This is a genomic window from Pseudomonas sp. FG98 (assembly GCF_057808595.1).
On record NZ_JBMDIJ010000106.1, the window covers coordinates 1 to 16,614 of the forward strand.

A 16,614-nucleotide genomic window follows, 5' to 3' on the forward strand; every position below is an offset into this window, starting at 1 on the left:
TGCGGCAACCACACAAATTTGGGACCGCTGCGCGGTCCTTTCGCGGGCAAGCCTCGCTCCTACAAATAGCGCTCAATCAGGAGATTTCAGCTTGTTCCATGAGGGACCTTTGAAGACAGCTGAGAACCCTCAGCGAATCTGATGCTTGTGCAGCAAGCGGTAGAAGGTCGGCCGCGAAACCCCCAGCACCTTGGCCGCGACACTCAGGTTGTCACTGTGCCTGTCCAGCACGTCACACAGTGCCTGGCGCTCCGCCTGGTGCTTGTAGTCCTCCAGCGTCCCCATGGGCGCCACCACGTTGTGCTGCTGCTCGATCAACCCCAGGTCGCGCGGTTCGATCTGTCGCCCTTCCGCCAGCACCAGGCCGCGCCGTACGCGGTTGGCCAGCTCGCGGACATTGCCCGGCCAGTCGTGCTTGCCCATGGCGCTGAGGGCATCCTCGCTGAAGGTACGCGGGCGGCGACCGGTTTCCTGGCTGTAGAAGCGGGAAAAATGGCTGGCGAGCATCGACAGGTCGCCATGCCGGTCGCGCAACGGCGCGGTGACCACCTGCAGGACATTCAGGCGGTAATACAGGTCTTCGCGAAAACGCCCGCTGACGATGGCGCTTTCCAGGTCCACGTGGGTCGCCGCCAGCACCCGCACATCCACCGCGATCGGCTGACTGCCACCAACCCGCTCGATATGCTTTTCCTGGAGAAAGCGCAGCAGGTTGGCCTGCAATTCCAGGGGCAAGTCACCGATCTCGTCGAGGAACAGGGTGCCGCCGTGGGCCGCCTCGATGCGTCCGACCTTGCGTTGATGGGCACCGGTAAAGGCGCCCTTCTCATGACCGAACAGCTCGGACTGGATCAGGTGTTCGGGAATCGCTCCGCAATTGATCGCCACGAAGGGTTTGTCATGGCGCAACGACTCGCGGTGCAGGGTCCGCGCCACCAGTTCCTTGCCGGTGCCGCTCTCGCCGCGGATCAACACCGGCGACTCGGTCGGTGCCAGCTTGCTCAGCAACTTGCGCAGGTCGCGGATCGGCCGGCTGTCACCGAGCAGTTCATGCTCCGGCTCCTCGACCCGGGCCGCGCCCTTGCCGCGCAGGCGTCCCATGCCGAAGGCACGACCGAGGGTCACCTGGACCCGCGACACATCGAACGGCAGGGTGTGGAAGTCGAAAAACCATTCGCAGACAAAATCGCCGACCTTCTGCGCCCGCAGCTCCTGGGGGCTGAGAACCGCGATCCATTCGGCGCCGCTGCGACTGATCAGGTCCTTGACCGCCTCGGGACGTTGCAGGTGCGTGCCCTGCAAGCGCAACAGGCCGACATCGCAGGGATGCTCGAGCGCCGTGGCCAGGGTACAGCTATGCACGTCCCAGCCGATGCTGCGTAAACCGGGCAACAGGCGATGGCAATCATCACAGGGATCGACCACCAGCAAACGACGGTGCGGGGCAGGCTCGAGCATGATCTTTCCTTGACGTCAATTTTTAGAAAATCGAATAGAAACAGCATCTTGGCAGACCCGTTTGTAACAGTAGCAACGAACGCCGGAAGCCCCACTACCGTCTGTCCGTTGAAAAATCCAATTACATTTCCTTCATGGAACATTCCTCGGAATTCAACGTCACAAGCGCCGGGAAATAAACAATGTCCGAAGACTGATTAAAAAATTTTTCGCCAGCGTGTGACTTACCCTGTTACTGCGGACATCAGTACAAGTAACCTGCCGCGGCGAATCACGCTCCGGCAACTTTCTTATCGATGTTTGGGACCATAGAGAGACCGAACCCATGAACGCTCCGCTGCGTGTCAACGAAGCACTGCTGATTGCCGACCACGCCTTCGAACCCTTCCAGTGCGTTGCCTGGGATGCGCCAAACGGTACTGGCGAGCTGAGCCTTGCAGTGATTGACCGGACCAGCACCCGGATTGGCAGCAAGCAGGTACCGAGCAGCACCTACTCCGACCCGGCACAGTGGGCGCACCTGATCGAGGAAGTCCGCGCCGAACTGCGCGACAAGGGTTACGACCTGCAACCCTGGACCATGCCGAAGTAACTTCCCCATTCGAAAAAGTGCACCTCGGGGTGCACTTTTTTCATGTCGCCAAGTTGTACCTTATTGTCGCTGCGACACTTCACCGCAGTTCATCAAGTGGCAACTCGTCGATATGCCGGTAATCCGCCTGCAAACTTTCCGCAAGCTGCCGCGCCCGTCCCAGACGAATCGGCGCCCTTTCCATATCGAGCAATAAAGTGCTGCACGGCAGCGCCTGAAGTTGCTCCTTGATCGTCAACCGTCCGTCGGTCAGCAGCAGGCAGCGCTGCACCTCACCGGGAAATTGCTTCTGTCGACGCAACAGCCACTGCCTCGCCTCTTCCAGCGCCGCCAGCAACGGCGTGCCGCCCCCTGCCCCGAGCGCCGCCAGCCATGGCTGCAAGGCCGCCGAGGCTTTCAGGCCGTGGCGCTGCCAGCGCGGGCTACTGCCGCTGGCCGTCAGCAAGGCCAGCCGCGCGCGGGTGCGATAGGCCTGGTCGAAAAGCCCCGCCAGCACGCCCTTGGCCCGGCTCAAGGCCTGATGACGCCGGGTCGAGGCCGAGGCGTCGACGATCACCAGCCAGAGCTGCGGATGGCTGGCATTACGCTGGATCCAGCGCAGATCGCTGCGCTGTCGTGGCCGTCCGTTGAGCAGGGTGCCCGGCCAGTCCACCTTGCCCTGCCCCGCACTGCGCCCGCGGCCGCGCGGGCCCTGGTCGAGCCTGCCGGCCTTGGGCCTGGCATCCGCGCTGGCGCGGGCACGGATGCTCAGGGCTTTTTTGGCCAGCTCGGCACCTCGCGTCGGGCCCCGGTGGCCACCGGCTGCGCCGGCATCTCACCCCACTGCCCGCTCGCTGCAGAGTCCGTTTGCGCCTGCTGGCCTGCGGGCGGTGCCGGTGGCTGACTTCCGGCCGGCGGCGTCTGGCGGCGATGACGCAAGGCGAACTCGGCCACCGCCTCGATATCCTCATCCTCGATCCGCTCGCCACCGCGCCAGGCAGCATGGGCCCGAGCCGCACGCCACCAGACCAGATCGGCACGCAGGCCATCCACGCCGGCCTCGAAGCAGCGTGCGGTGATCACGGCGAGGGAGCGATCGTCCAGCTCGATCGACGACAACTGCTGCCGCGCCGCCTGGCAACGTTCACGCAATTGCGCCTGCACCGTCGCCCACTGCGCGACGAAGCCTTCCGGGTCGCTGTCGAAAGCCAGGCGTCGACGCAAAATCTGCCCCCGTGCCTCGGGTAGCGGCTGCCCCGTCAGGGCGACATTGAGCCCGAAACGGTCCAGCAGTTGCGGGCGCAACTCGCCTTCCTCCGGATTCATCGTACCGATCAGCACAAAGCGCGCACTGTGCCGGTGGGACAGGCCGTCACGCTCGATCCGGTTGGTGCCGCTGGCAGCGACGTCCAGCAGCAGGTCCACCAGGTGGTCGGCCAGCAGGTTGACCTCGTCGACATACAGCACGCCGCCATCGGCCCTGGCCAGCACGCCCGGGGAGAACTGCACGCGGCCCTGGCCTAGGGCGGCATCCAGGTCGAGGGTGCCGACCAGACGCTCCTCGGTGGCGCCCAGCGGCAAGGTTACGAACGGCCCTTCGCCGAGCAGGTCGGCCAAGCCCCGGGCCAGGGTGCTCTTGGCCATGCCCCGCGGCCCTTCGATCAGCACGCCGCCGATCTTCGGGTCGATGGCGGTCAGGCACAGAGCCAGCTTCAATTCCTCGGCGCCGACCACGGCGGCCAGGGGGAAATGCACGGGTTCAGTCATTTCAACGGTCTTCCTCGCCGTCCAGCAGCTGTTCTTCCAGGGCCTCGCGGTAGTCTCCCGGCGCCTGCCAGAGGCCGCGCTGCTGGGCCTCGATCAGGCGCTCGGTGATGTCGCGCAGGGCCTCGGGGTTGTGCTGGCGGATAAAGTCGCGGGTCGCGGCATCGAGCACGTAGGCATCGGCCAGCGCCTGGTAATGGTGGTCATCGATCAGATGGGTGGTGGCGTCGAAGGCGAACAGGTTGTCTACCGTCGCCGCCAGCTCGAAGGCGCCCTTGTAGCCGTGGCGCTTGACCCCGTCGATCCACTTCGGGTTCAGCGCCCGGGCACGGATCACCCGGTTCAGCTCTTCCTTCAGGGTGCGGATGCGCGGACGCTCCGGCTGGCTATGGTCGCCGTGATAGCTGGCGACGCTACTGCCGCCAAGGCTTTCCACCGCCGCGAGCATGCCGCCCTGGAACTGGTAGTAGTCGTTGGAATCGAGCAGGTCGTGCTCATGGTTGTCCTGGTTTTGCAGCACGGCCTGGACCTGGCCCAGGCGCCGGGCGAAATGACCACGGGCCTCGGTGCCCTCGTCGGCACCGCCATAGGCATAGCCGCCGTGGTTGAGGTAGACCTCGGCCAGGTCCTCGCGGCTGTGCCACAGGCGGCCGTCGATGGCGTTCTGCACCCCGGCGCCGTAGGCCCCGGGCTTGGAGCCGAACACCCGCCAACCAGCCTGGCGCCGCGCCTGCTCTTCATCCAGGCCGCTGGCCAGCAGCTCGGCACGCTCGCTGCGCACCCGCGCCGCCAGGGGATTCATGTCTTCCGGCTCATCCAGCGCCGCCACCGCATGCACGGCGGCATCGAACAGCTTGATCAGGTTGCCGAAGGCATCGCGGAAGAAGCCGGACACCCGCAGGGTCACGTCGACCCGCGGTCGATCGAGCAGGCTCAGGGGCAGGATCTCGAAGTCGTCGACCCGATGACTGCCCGCCGCCCACACCGGGCGCACGCCCATCAGGGCCATGGCCTGGGCGATATCGTCGCCGCCGGTGCGCATGGTCGCCGTGCCCCAGACCGACAGGCCGAGCTGGCGCAGGTGGTCGCCGTGATCCTGCAAATGGCGTTCGAGAATCAGGCTGGCCGAGGTGAAGCCCAGGCGCCAGGCCGTAGCCGTGGGCAGATTGCGCACATCGACGGTATAGAAGTTGCGCCCGGTGGGCAGCACATCGAGACGCCCGCGACTCGGCGCCCCGCTGGGCCCGGCAGGGACGAAACGGCCGTCCAGGGCGGACAGCACGCCGTGCATTTCTGCAGCGCCGCAACCGTCCAGTTGCGGTGCAACCCGCTCGCGTAGAGCGTCGAGCACGGCGAGGACCTCGTCCCAGGCCGGCTCGCTCGGCACTGCCGGCTCGCCAGCCAGGGTCCGTTCGATCAGTTGCGTCGCGAAGATTTCCAGGCGCTCGCGGGTATCCCCGGCGGTACGCCACGGACCGCAGTCCAGGTCCGCCAGCGACGCAGGACGCAATCCCTGCCAGGCCTCGCCCAGATCACAGTCCAGCGGATCGAAGCCCAGGCCCATGGCCCGCGCCAGCGCCCGTGGCAGGCTGGCATTGGCGCCACGGCCATCGCCACGGGCGACCCGCAGCAACGCTGCCAGGGTATCGATCCGCAGCCGGCCGACCGGCGATTCGCCGAACACATGCAGGCCATCGCGGATCTGCGACTCCTTGAGGTCGCAGAGGTAGGTGTCCAGCCGCGGCAGCCACACCGCCGCATCGTCCAGCGCGCCGTCGAGTTGCAATTCGCGGTCGATATGGTTGTCGCGCACCAGTTGCAGGATCTCTTTCTGCAATTCCACGGCGCGCCGCGGATCGAGCAGTTGCGCTTCGTAGTATTCGTCGGCCAGGCGCTCCAGGTTGCGCAGCGGGCCATAGGTTTCGGCGCGGGTCAGCGGTGGCATCAGGTGATCGATGATCACCGCCTGGGTGCGCCGTTTGGCCTGGGCGCCCTCGCCCGGGTCATTGACGATGAACGGATAGATATTCGGCAAGGGCCCGATCAAGGCGTCCGGCCAGCACTGCGCCGACAGGCCGACGCCCTTGCCCGGCAGCCACTCCAGGTTGCCGTGCTTGCCGACATGGATCTGCGCATCGGCGGCAAAGCCATGACGCAGCCAGAAATAGAAGGCCAGGTAGCCATGGGGCGGCACCAGGTCGGGGTCGTGGTAGACCGCGCTCTGGTCGAGCTGATAACCCCGCGCCGGCTGGATGCCGACGAAGGTCAGGCCCAGGCGCAGGCCGGCCACCATCATCCGCCCGCCACGGAACATCGGGTCCTGCTGCGGCTCGCCCCAGCGCTCGCGCACCGCCCGCTGGTTGGTTTCGGGCAATTGGGCGAAGGCCGCCAGGTAATCGTCCAGCGCCATGCTTTGCATGCACGGGCGCTGGTCGAGGCTGTCGAGGTCGTTGCTGACACCGCCGAGCAGGTCATGGATCAGTTGCGTACCGCTGTCCGGCAGATCACCGACCGGATAATCCTGCGCCTTTAACGCACGGAGGATATTCAGCGCCGCCGCCGGGGTATCCAGGCCGACGCCATTGCCGATACGCCCGTCGCGGGTCGGATAGTTGGCCAGCACCAGGGCCACGCGCTTCTGCGAATTCGGCAGGCGCGCCAGTTCGCACCAGCGCCGCGCCAGTTCGGCGACGAAGTCCATGCGCTCCGGCTGCGGCCGGTAGCAAACCACGTCGGACTGGCTGCGCTCGCTGCGCCAGGCCAGGTCCTTGAAGCTGATCGGCCGGGTGATGATGCGCCCGTCCAGCTCCGGCAAGGCGATATGCATGGCCAGGTCGCGAGCGCCGAGGCCCTGCTCGCTGGCCTGCCAGCCGGGTTCGTTGTCCTGGGCGCAGATAGCCTGCAACACCGGGATATCGCGGCGGAACGGACGCAGATGGGGCTGTTCCGGGCTGGACTGGGCGAAGCCGGTGGTGTTGATGATCAGCGCGGCGGCGGTTTCATCCAGCCACGCCTCGACCTGGGCCAGACAACCAGCTTCCTTGAGGCTGGCCACGGCGATCGGCAGCGGATTGAGCCCGGCGCCGTCAAGACGCTGGCAGAACACATCGATAAAGCCGGTGTTGGCCGCCTGCAGATGGGAGCGGTAGAACAGGATCGGCACCACCGGCCGGCCGGGCTGCCAGTCGCCACGCCACTCGGCCAGTCCGGCCTCGGCATGACGCGGGTGATACAGGCTGGTACGCGGCAGTTGCCGGGGCTCGTCCCAGGGGTAATCGCGCCCCAGCCAGAGACTGGCGAGGCAGTTGAACAGATTCAGGGCATTGGCCTTGCCGCCCTGACGCAGGAAGTGCCAGAGGCGCTCGGCCTGCTCGCCGGTCACACTGCCCAGGCTGCTCAGCTCCGGGTCCGGGCGGTCGTCGCCCGGGACCAGGATCAGTTGCACGCCACGGGCGGCCAGCTCGACCAGTTGCTCGACACCGTAGCGCCAGTAACCGATACCGCCATGCAGCGACACCAGGATCACCTTGGCATGACGCAGCACCTCGTCGATGTACAAATCGACCGAGGCGTGGTTCTGCACCTGCATGGGGTTGGCCAGACGCAGGCTGGGGTAATCCTCCGGCAGCTCGCGGGCGGTTTCCGCGAGCAGCGCCAGGTGCGAGTCACCGCTGCAGAGAATCACCAGCTCGGCCGGGGTCTGGCCGAGATCGGCAATGCTGTCGTCCGGCACGAAGCCGCCGGGCTGGGTCCGCAGCAGGTGCATGGATCAGGCGCCCAAGGCAGCGCGCAGGCGGGCTTCCAGGGCCACGGCATCGAGGTCCTGGCCGATCAGCACCAGGCGGGTAATGCGTGCCTCATCACTGCGCCAGGCGCGGTCGAAGTGCTTGTCGAAGCGCGTGCCCACGCCCTGGATCAGCAGGCGCATCGGCTTGCCGGGGATCGCCGCGAAGCCCTTGACCCGCAGGATGCCGGTGTCCACCACCAGCTGGGTCAGGGCGTCCAGCAGCAGGGCTTCGTCGGCCTCGGGCAGGTCGAGGGAGATGGAGTCGAAGGCGTCGTGATCGTGATCGTCGTGGTCATCATCGCCGTCATGGTGGGAATCATGGTGGGTGCGGCGGCCATCGATGTGGGCTTCCGACTCGGCACCGAGGCCCAGCAGCACTTCCAAGGGCAGCACGCCCTTGCTGGCTTCGATCACCTTCACTGCCGGCGGCAGTTCTTCCTGCACTTCGGCGCGCACTGCGGCCAGGGCCTCGGGGGCGATCAGGTCGGCCTTGTTGAGGATCACCAGGTCGGCGCTGGCCAGTTGGTCAGCGAACAGTTCATGCAGCGGCGACTCGTGGTCGAGGTTCGGGTCCAGTTTGCGCTGGGCATCGACCTGCTCCGGGAAGGCGGCGAAGGTGCCGGCAGCCACGGCCGGGCTGTCGACCACGGTGATCACTGCGTCGACGGTGCAGGCGTTGCGGATTTCCGGCCATTGGAAGGCCTGGACCAGGGGTTTGGGCAGGGCCAGGCCGCTGGTTTCGATCAGGATCTGGTCAAGGTCGCCACGGCGCGCCACCAGCTCGCGCATCACCGGGAAGAACTCTTCCTGGACGGTGCAGCACAGGCAGCCGTTGGCCAGTTCGTAGACACGGCCGTTGGCCTCTTCCTCGGTGCAGCCGATGCTGCATTGCTTGAGGATTTCACCGTCGATGCCCAGTTCGCCGAATTCGTTGACGATCACCGCGATACGGCGGCCATTGGCGTTGTCCAGCATGTGCCGCAGCAGGGTGGTCTTACCCGAGCCGAGGAAGCCGGTAACGATGGTAACGGGGAGTTTGGCCAGTGTTTTCATGTCGGATGCCCTTGGCAGGATGGCGGGCATGGGGGACGGCTGCCACGGACCTTGCGGTCTGGACGCGTTCGCCACCGGATCACCCCGCCCGGTTAATGTGCAATCTGTTCGAGGCAGGTCTCCTGGCTCGCGCGGTGTCCCGGGGACGCCATCGACGCCTTCCCGCCTTATATATCGGCAGTGGCAATGGTCGATGGGCTCAGCGCTTACAGTTGCGGGGGCAGCCGCGGCTTGGTACCGCGTTCCCGTCTTAGCTCCGACACTCGTCTTGCAGGGCCGGAGAACCTCGAAGCGGCAAGGCTACGCAGTGCCCGAAGGGCGGTCAACCGCTGTATTGACGGATGTCAACGCGCGTGATTTCCTAGCGCGATTCGTTTGGGTGCCTTTTTTATTACAAAAGGTGAAACGGGAAACCGGTACGTCGCGACCTTGCAGGTCTGACAAATCCGGTGCTGCCCCCGCAACGGTAGGCAAGGAAAGCGTCTGATCCACTGTGCCAGCAGTCCGGCATGGGAAGGAGACGCCGTGGTAATCAACCCCTTGCAAGCCCGGAGACCGGCCCAAGACCGATTTGACCAAACCCGCGGTGGGCGGGCGATGTTGCAACTCCTCGGCGCCTTGCGCCCGGGAGTTCTTCGCGCTTGCCCGTTGCCAGGACAACACCCCCAGAGGAAAGCGCCATGCCCATCACCAGCACCGCCAGCCACGCCAGCAGCACCTCCACGACCCTCAGCCAGCGCATCGTCGCTGCCGTCAGCGCCTCGGTCCTGGGCCTGTGCCTGGTCTACTTCGCCGGCTTCTCGCATATCGAAGCGGTGCACAACGCCGCCCACGACACCCGCCACAGCGCCGCCTTCCCCTGCCACTGAGGCCTGACCGCATGTTCACTCGCATCGCTCGCACTGCGGGCTTTACCGGTCTGCTGGCCGCGCTGTTGCTGACCCTGCTGCAGAGTTTCTGGGTCGCGCCGCTGATCCTCAAGGCGGAAACCTACGAAAACTCGGCCCCGGCCGCCGCTCATGAGCACGAACACGCCGATGCCGCTGCGGCCGGCGAAGGTCATCACCACGACGCAGAAGCCTGGTCGCCGGAAGATGGCTGGCAGCGCGTGCTGTCCACCACCGGCGGCAACCTGGTCGTCGCGGTGGGCTTCGCCCTGCTGCTGGCAGCCATGTACACCCTGCGCAACCCTGGCAGCGTCGGCGTCGGCGCGCTCTGGGGACTGGGCGGTTTCGCCGTGTTCTGCCTGGCGCCGAACCTCGGCCTGCCACCGGAGTTGCCGGGCACCGCTGCCGCCGATCTGGCCCAGCGCCAGTTCTGGTGGGTAGGTACCGCTGCCGCCACCGCCGTCGGCCTGGCGCTGATGGTGTTCGCCGGCAACTGGGTGCTCAAGGCTGCCGGACTGGCCCTGCTGGTGATCCCCCACGTGATCGGCGCGCCGCAACCGGAGGTCCATGAAAGCCTGGCCCCGGAAGCCCTGGAATCGCAGTTCATCGTTGCTTCGCTGCTGACCAATGCCGGCTTCTGGCTGGCCCTGGGCCTGATCAGCGCCTGGCTGTACCGGCGCCAAGCTGCCTGATGGCCGTCCCGCCCGGCGTGGCACCGCTGTACGCCGGGCTGGGCTGCCGTCGAGGCGTCCCGGCCAGTGAACTGGCCGGGCTGCTGCGGGATGTGATGCAGTCGCGCAACATGCCCTTCAGTGCCCTGGTCGGCCTGGCCAGCATCGACCTCAAGCGCGGTGAAAGCGGGCTGCTGCAACTGGCCAGCGACCTCGCCCTGCCCCTGCACTTCTTCAGCGCCATCGAACTGGCCTCGTTCGCCCCGCGTCTTAGCCATCGTTCCGCGATCACCTTCCGCCATAGCGGGTGTTATGGCGTGGCGGAAAGCAGTGCCCTGGCCCTGGCCGAGCGACTGGGCGGTGGTACGGCGCAACTGCGGGTCGAACGCATCGTGCGCGACGAGATGACCCTGGCATTGGCCTGGATCCCTGCTTCTGGCGGATAATTCGCCACCCTGCCTTCGCGAGACCTCTCATGACCGTTTATTTCATCGGTGCCGGCCCCGGCGATCCGGAGCTGATCACCGTCAAGGGCCAGCGCCTGATCCGCCAGTGCCCGGTGATCATCTATGCCGGCTCCCTGGTGCCCACTGCGGTGCTCGAAGGCCACAACGCCGAGACCCTGATCAACAGTGCCGAACTGCACCTGGAGCAGATCATCAAGGCCATCCGCGAGGCGCACGACAAAGGCCAGGACGTGGCCCGTGTGCACAGCGGCGACCCCAGCCTGTACGGCGCCATCGGCGAGCAGATCCGCCACCTGCGCGCATTGGGCATTCCCTACCAGATCATCCCCGGCGTCACCGCCACTGCTGCCAGCGCCGCCCTGCTCGGCTGCGAACTGACCCTGCCGGATATCGCCCAGAGCGTGATCCTCACCCGCTTCGCCGATTCGTCACCCATGCCGCAAGGCGAAGCCCTGGCCAGCCTGGCCAGCCACCAGACCACCATGGCAATCCACCTGGGGGTGCGTCATCTGCCACGGATCGTCGAGGAGTTGCGCCCGCACTACGGCGGCGACTGCCCGATCGCCGTGGTCCATCGTGCGACCTGGCCGGATCAGGACTGGGTGCTGGGAACGCTGGACGATATCGTCGAGCTGAGTGCTGCCAAGGGATTCCGGCGCACCGCACTGATTCTTGTTGGCCGGGTGCTGGCCGCCGACAGCTTCAGCGAGTCAGCGCTGTACCGCGCCGGACATGCCCACCTGTACCGGCCCTGAGGCGTATTGCATTGCCATCACTGCGCCTGCACAGTAGCGCAACCACCACCCAAGAAAGGATTTCCCCCGATGCTGGAACTTCGTCCTTGCTGCGAATGCTGTGCCACACCACTGCCGGGCGACAGCCGTGACGCGATGATCTGTTCGTTCGAATGCACCTATTGCCGCGACTGCGCGCAGGACACGCTCAAGGGCAAATGCCCGAACTGCGGCGGCGAACTGCAACCGCGGCCGGCGCGAGTGGGCGAGAAGCTGGCGAAGAACCCGGCGACCACACAGCGTACGGTGAAGGTCGAGGGGTGTGTGACGCACTGAAATCTGTGTTGCAACGGATGGCCCTATCGCCGGCAAGCCGGCTCTCATAGAACAACACATAACTTATTGATTTTGCAGGTATTTATGGGGGCGGGTTTACCCGCGATTACGATGGTGGCATCACCGACGCCATCGTAATCGCGGGTAAACCCGCTCCCACAGGGACCGCGTCGCTTTTAGACCTGTTCTCTGCGCGACAGCGCAGCCTGAAAGGCTGGGCCGGCTCCCACAGGGTTATGTGCCAACCATGGGCCTTGTGCCCGGCAAGATCACTGTGGGAGCCGGCTTGCCGGCGATAGCGCTCACATCAATGGGTCTGCATCTTGCTCTTGATGAAGCCCACCACCCAGGTCAGCACCGCACCACCGGCACCACCGCCGATCACGCTGCTGATAATCGCCGGGATATCGAGGGAACCCGCCGCCCCCGCTTCGGCCAGTGACTGATCGCCAGTGAGATGGGCCAGGATCTGCCCAACCACCACGCCACCCACCCCGCCGAGAATGGAATTGAGCAGCGGCCCCATGCCCTCCTTGCTCAACCCCGCCGCGTTGCCGCCTACCACACCACTGACGATCTGCACGATCAGACTGACAATATCCATCGCAATAGCCTCTCTTTAGCGTCTGGCAAGAACGCCTCGGGTGCGGGCTACTGCGGATACGGCACTACCAACGGGCATTGAGGCGTCGAGGTCCGACCGACGACGACAAGCTGTGGCGGATATCCGACAGTATATGTAGGACTTTTTACTTGCGCGAATAACGTGCCACAGCCCGGCTCAGGGCTTGACGTTCTTCAACTCGTTGAGCAACCCCAGCAATGCCTGGAGTTTGTCATCGCCGAACTGCTCGAGGATGCGCTGGTAGTTGCGCTCCATGTCCTCGCTCATGGCGATGAAGCACTGCTGGCCCTGCTCGGTCAGGCCGACGAAGACCCGGCGCTGGTCGCTGCTGGATTTCTTGCGTCGTACCAGGCCATCACGCTCCAGGCGGCTGAGCACTCCGGTCATGCTGGGCTTGAGGATGCACGCCAGCTCCGCCAGTTGATGGCTTTCCAGCTCGCCCTGCTGGCGCAGGATGCGGATCACCCGCCATTGCTGTTCGGTCAGGCCATGTTCGTTGAGGGAGGGCCGGAAGAAGGCCATGGCGGCTTCCCGGGCTTGCAACAGGGTGAGGGTCAGGGAGGGTCTTGGTTTCGGCATGGTCAGACTGATATCAACGGTGATTGCGCAGCTTAAGAGCCGGGCTTTCGGGCCGCAAGGGTCACTGTAGGACGCCGCTCCAGGTGTCGCCAGATTCGTTAAATATAATGAACTAGCACGTCCGTTATACGTCACATTTACGCCCACCATTTCAGGCAGTTAAACGATAAATCGCAGGTTTCACGTCAAAAAATACGCACACGAACGAATGAATCCGCTTGATATATTTAACGGCTCTGGCAAGCTATGCGGCAGGTTTCGACCGGGACCAGACCTTCGCGTGCATCCCGGCAGTGCTCGAAACCCCAGGCAGCGCCAGGTCGAGACCGGCGCGCCTGCACAACAATGACAGGCTGCGCCTGTCCCAAGGTGACATATGCCCAACAGCAACATTGGCAATAAGAATCAGAAATCCCGCAAACCCGTGGTCCTGATGACCATGGGCACTCAAGAGCGCAAGGGTCACGACTACCAGGTGATGACCCACAAGTACATCGTGCCGCTGGTGGAGCATGCCGGCTGCGTCCCGGTCATGGTGCCGACCTGCTGCGGCGTCGATGACCTCGAACAATATCTGGACATGGCCGACGGCGTGTACCTGACCGGCGCCGGGAGCAATATCGACCCGGCCCTCTATGGCCAGGAAAACCAGACCCCGGGCAAGGCCCAGGACCGCGACCGCGACCTCTTCGACCTGCCGCTGGTACAACTGGCGATCGCCCGTGGCCTGCCGATCTTCGGCATCTGCCGCGGCATGCAGGAAATCAACGTGGCCCTGGGTGGCGACATCTACCAGAAGGTCTACGCCGAACCGGGCTTTAACGACCACCGGGAAAACCCGGACGATCCGGTGGACGTGCAGTACGCCGCCTCCCATAGCGTGCGCCTGAAGCCAGGCAGCTGGCTGCAGGAGCTGCTGCAAAGCGACGAGATCCGCGTCAACTCGCTGCACGGCCAGGGCCTGAAAACCCTGGGCGATGGCGTCGAAGCGCTGGCCCATGCCGAGGACGGCCTGGTCGAAGCGATCCACGCACCGAGCCTGTCGCCGTTCCTGTTCGCCGTGCAATGGCACCCGGAATGGCAAGCGGCGAAGAACCCGGATTCGGTCCGGATGTTCGAGGCGTTTGGCGAAGCTTGCCGTATCCAGGCAGGCAAAAAGCAGCAAAACAAGACTCAAAGCATTGCTTGAGATTTATCTTTTAACTCATTGATTTAAAAGACTTTTAATAACATAAAAGGCCATATCGATCGCACATCGATATGGCCTTTTTGCTTGCTCTGGACGAAGGAAACCCATAACCAACTAGAAGAAACCACCGTAACCATCTGTTTTTAAATGATTTTCACAAAAAATAATTCACTTTAACTGTCACGCCCAACCCACTGTTTCACCAAGGATTGGCATCTACTGCCGGCGCCTTTTCAACACCGCTTCCGAGGCTTCCCTCGATCTGCCCCGACAGCGACCACACTCCGGCCATTACCCCGGTGCCGTGGTTCTCCATCAGGTTCTGCCATTCCTCATTCAACGCCGCATTGAGGATCACCCGCAGCTGCTCGACCATCTCTGGCCGATCACTCTCGTGCAGCATCGCGCCGATCCCGGCCGAGGCCACGGAAATCGCCATGCCGGCCGCCTTGCCCACCGCCGCCGCCACCGCACTGAGTGCGCCACGGGGTGCCAGGGTGGCCTCCAGCCGGGTACTGGCCTTGCTCGCTACCGACGACAGGCCGTTGTCCGAGGCCGTCGCATTGGCTGCCGCTGCCTTGCGAATCTGCTCGTCGAGGGCCAGCCAGGCCGGCAGTTGCACGAACGGCCGTGCCGCCAGCAGTTGATAAAGGCTGGCGCCACGCGCGGCGGGCGGCCCGAGGGCAATGGCCGGAATCCGGTTGAGGTGCAGGGAGAACTGGTCCGGCGCCGCACGGTAACGCTGGCCGATACCCTGGACCTGCTGATCGAGCAACTGAACGTAGAGTTCGGTCGCCCGCTCGCGAATCAGGTCCGGGTTGATCTGCTCGGCCACCGGCTCCAGCACCTTGTCGCGGTAGGCCTCCTGCAGGTACAGGGCCAGGCGGTTGTCCGGATGGTCGCGGTCCTGGCTCATCTTGTACCAGGCCACCTTGAGGGTCAGCCATTGCTGGGTCCAATAGCCGGTAAACCAGGGGATGAAGCTCTCCTCGGTACGCGCCTGGACCTGCTCGCGCCACACCCGCATCGAGCGTCGCGCATAGTCCCCGGCCGCACCGGCGGCGCCCCGAGAGGCCATGACGATCTCCCGGTCCACCTGCTGCCAGGCGGCTGGCGAAAGCACCACCGGTGGTACCTCGGGCACGCGATTGCGAGAGCCGCAGCCAGACAGGACCAGCAACAGCGCCACCCACCACACGCACCACAGGGACTGCCGATCCACCGTCGTCACCCATCGCCAGAGCTTCCTGGAGTATAGGAACGGTACGGCGGCGGCGATCTAACTTGTGGCGATATTCACCTGGCCAGCAATGGCCATTGCGCGAGGGAGTGGTAGCGGCCCTTGTACGACTCGTAGAGCACGAACTCCCGTGCATCCCAGCGAAACTCCGGGGCGACGGCCGCCTCCGGCACGCCTTGGCGGAAATCACGCATCAGGGTCAGGTGCGGGCGGAACTCCCGCGGATCGACCATGAAACCCAGCGGCAACAGCGCCTCCTGCAACTGATAGACCCAACGCAGCAGAGCCTTGGGTGGCTGCTCCGCGGTAAGCACCAGCGCCTGGCTGCGCCGCCAGACCTCCAGGCGATCGAGGATCAACGGTTCCAGCCGCTCCAGCGGCGCTATCCGTGCGGCTGCCTCAAGGATGGCCGGCAACTGGCTGACACCCACCGCGCCGAGAAACATCAGGGTCAGGTGGAAATTCTCCGCCGGCACCGGCTTGCCGCTGCGCAAGCGCAGGTCGGCGCGCCAGCGCGACAGCGCCTTGCCCTGGGCGGGCGCGCAGGGCAAGGCGAAGAACAGGCGCTTGAAAGGTTCAGTCGGGGCGGGATCTTTGGTGTTCACGAAACGCTCCTTGGGTGAATGGCGGCACTATGACTCAAGACACCACCACCCTGCCCGGCTATCCTCGACTGCGTCAGAAAAACCAACAACCTGGAAGCCTGCATGAGCATGGAACTGCGCATCGCCACTCCACAGGACGTCGAAACCCTGTTCGAGATCCGCACCAGCGTCACCCAGAATCACCTGTCCCGTGAGCAGATGGCTGAACTGGGGATCACTACTGAGGTACTGACATCGATCCTGCAAGCCGAACCCTGCGCCTGGATCGCACACAGCGATGGCAACGCCGCCGGCTTCGCCATGGTCGATGGCGAGGCCGGGGAAGTCTTTGCCCTGTTCGTCAGGCCGGGATACGAAGGTCGGGGGATTGGCCAGGCGTTGCTGGCCCTGGCCGAAGACTATCTGTTCCAGCGGCACCAGCGCATCTGGCTGGTCACCGATGGCGACCCAGGGATTCGCGCCAATGGCTTTTACCAGCGACTGGGCTGGCAGCAGGTCGGACGGGTGGATGAGCGGGATGTCAGGTATGAAAAAGGCCGCTGACCCGCGCTGGTGATTGGTTCATCGCTGCATGGGTATCTACACATCTCGAACGAAGGCCGACGCGGTCCCGGTAGGAGCTGCTTTAGCTGCGATGGACCGCGCAGC

General features: G+C 64.8%; 17 protein-coding genes and 2 riboswitches. Of the genes, 8 read left to right on the top strand and 9 right to left on the bottom strand.

The window, feature by feature from the left end; translation table 11 throughout:
* Positions 1-129 precede the first annotated feature (129 nt).
* Complete coding sequence (locus ACODSK_RS29745) at positions 130-1,458, bottom strand: sigma-54 dependent transcriptional regulator (RefSeq protein WP_489021314.1); 1,329 nt, start codon at positions 1,456-1,458, stop codon at positions 130-132.
* Positions 1,459-1,783: 325 nt separating this feature from the next.
* On the opposite strand from ACODSK_RS29745, the gene ACODSK_RS29750 reads away from it, so the two are divergent.
* A complete protein-coding gene (locus tag ACODSK_RS29750; protein ID WP_489021316.1) occupies positions 1,784-2,050 on the top strand; it encodes a hypothetical protein in 267 nt (88 codons plus the stop codon).
* Positions 2,051-2,129: 79 nt separating this feature from the next.
* Here the strand turns inward: ACODSK_RS29750 and ACODSK_RS29755 are convergent, their stop codons facing one another.
* From ACODSK_RS29755 to cobW, 4 genes are read right to left on the bottom strand one after another with little or no spacing between them, the layout of a single operon-like run.
* A complete protein-coding gene (locus ACODSK_RS29755; RefSeq protein ID WP_489021339.1) occupies positions 2,130-2,801 on the bottom strand; it encodes a vWA domain-containing protein in 672 nt (223 codons plus the stop codon).
* Positions 2,798-3,796 (bottom strand): magnesium chelatase ATPase subunit I, encoded by a 999-nt coding sequence (locus ACODSK_RS29760; protein WP_489021318.1) that lies wholly within the window; start codon positions 3,794-3,796, stop codon positions 2,798-2,800. Before ACODSK_RS29760 ends, ACODSK_RS29755 begins: the two co-directional genes overlap by 4 nt.
* 1 nt (position 3,797) lies before the next feature.
* Entirely contained in the window at positions 3,798-7,559 is a 3,762-nt protein-coding gene (gene cobN, locus ACODSK_RS29765) for a cobaltochelatase subunit CobN (protein ID WP_489021319.1), read from the bottom strand.
* Positions 7,560-7,562: 3 nt separating this feature from the next.
* Positions 7,563-8,633, bottom strand: coding sequence for a cobalamin biosynthesis protein CobW (gene cobW / locus ACODSK_RS29770; protein WP_489021321.1), 1,071 nt, complete (start codon positions 8,631-8,633; stop codon positions 7,563-7,565).
* Positions 8,634-8,728: 95 nt separating this feature from the next.
* A riboswitch (cobalamin riboswitch) is annotated at positions 8,729-8,937 on the bottom strand.
* Positions 8,938-8,993: 56 nt separating this feature from the next.
* Positions 8,994-9,212: riboswitch (cobalamin riboswitch) on the top strand.
* Between the two features lie 101 nt (positions 9,213-9,313).
* Between cobW and ACODSK_RS29775 the strand changes: the two genes are divergently transcribed.
* The 5 genes from ACODSK_RS29775 to ACODSK_RS29795 all read left to right on the top strand — a co-directional run bounded on the left by ACODSK_RS29775 (position 9,314) and on the right by ACODSK_RS29795 (position 11,728).
* Positions 9,314-9,502, top strand: coding sequence for a CbtB domain-containing protein (locus ACODSK_RS29775; protein WP_489021323.1), 189 nt, complete (start codon positions 9,314-9,316; stop codon positions 9,500-9,502).
* A gap of 11 nt (positions 9,503-9,513) precedes the next feature.
* Positions 9,514-10,212 (top strand): CbtA family protein, encoded by a 699-nt coding sequence (locus ACODSK_RS29780; protein WP_489021325.1) that lies wholly within the window; start codon positions 9,514-9,516, stop codon positions 10,210-10,212.
* Positions 10,212-10,637: a cobalamin biosynthesis protein gene (locus tag ACODSK_RS29785; RefSeq protein ID WP_489021326.1), complete on the top strand. Its 426-nt coding sequence runs from the start codon at positions 10,212-10,214 to the stop codon at positions 10,635-10,637. Before ACODSK_RS29780 ends, ACODSK_RS29785 begins: the two co-directional genes overlap by 1 nt.
* Before the next feature lie 29 nt (positions 10,638-10,666).
* Positions 10,667-11,413: a precorrin-4 C(11)-methyltransferase gene (gene cobM / locus ACODSK_RS29790; protein ID WP_489021328.1), complete on the top strand. Its 747-nt coding sequence runs from the start codon at positions 10,667-10,669 to the stop codon at positions 11,411-11,413.
* A gap of 69 nt (positions 11,414-11,482) precedes the next feature.
* Positions 11,483-11,728 (top strand): DUF1272 domain-containing protein, encoded by a 246-nt coding sequence (locus ACODSK_RS29795; RefSeq protein ID WP_489021329.1) that lies wholly within the window; start codon positions 11,483-11,485, stop codon positions 11,726-11,728.
* Positions 11,729-12,035: 307 nt separating this feature from the next.
* Here ACODSK_RS29795 and ACODSK_RS29800 read toward each other — a convergent pair whose 3' ends face one another.
* Together ACODSK_RS29800 and hpaR are read right to left on the bottom strand one after the other, a co-directional pair.
* Entirely contained in the window at positions 12,036-12,332 is a 297-nt protein-coding gene (locus ACODSK_RS29800) for a hypothetical protein (RefSeq protein ID WP_489021331.1), read from the bottom strand.
* Positions 12,333-12,509: 177 nt separating this feature from the next.
* The gene (gene hpaR / locus ACODSK_RS29805; RefSeq protein ID WP_489021332.1) at positions 12,510-12,932 is read right to left on the bottom strand and encodes a homoprotocatechuate degradation operon regulator HpaR; all 423 of its coding nucleotides are present in this window, start codon (positions 12,930-12,932) and stop codon (positions 12,510-12,512) included.
* A 376-nt stretch (positions 12,933-13,308) separates the two neighbouring features.
* On the opposite strand from hpaR, the gene ACODSK_RS29810 reads away from it, so the two are divergent.
* The gene (locus ACODSK_RS29810; protein WP_489021333.1) at positions 13,309-14,121 is read left to right on the top strand and encodes a gamma-glutamyl-gamma-aminobutyrate hydrolase family protein; all 813 of its coding nucleotides are present in this window, start codon (positions 13,309-13,311) and stop codon (positions 14,119-14,121) included.
* Between the two features lie 199 nt (positions 14,122-14,320).
* Here ACODSK_RS29810 and ACODSK_RS29815 read toward each other — a convergent pair whose 3' ends face one another.
* Positions 14,321-15,352: a hypothetical protein gene (locus ACODSK_RS29815; RefSeq protein ID WP_489021335.1), complete on the bottom strand. Its 1,032-nt coding sequence runs from the start codon at positions 15,350-15,352 to the stop codon at positions 14,321-14,323.
* A 65-nt stretch (positions 15,353-15,417) separates the two neighbouring features.
* Complete coding sequence (gene thpR / locus ACODSK_RS29820; protein WP_489021337.1) at positions 15,418-15,966, bottom strand: RNA 2',3'-cyclic phosphodiesterase; 549 nt, start codon at positions 15,964-15,966, stop codon at positions 15,418-15,420.
* A 102-nt stretch (positions 15,967-16,068) separates the two neighbouring features.
* Between thpR and ACODSK_RS29825 the strand changes: the two genes are divergently transcribed.
* Positions 16,069-16,509 carry a GNAT family N-acetyltransferase gene (locus ACODSK_RS29825; RefSeq protein WP_489021338.1) on the top strand — a complete coding sequence of 147 codons (441 nt, stop codon included), beginning with the start codon at positions 16,069-16,071 and terminating at the stop codon, positions 16,507-16,509.
* Positions 16,510-16,614 lie beyond the last annotated feature (105 nt).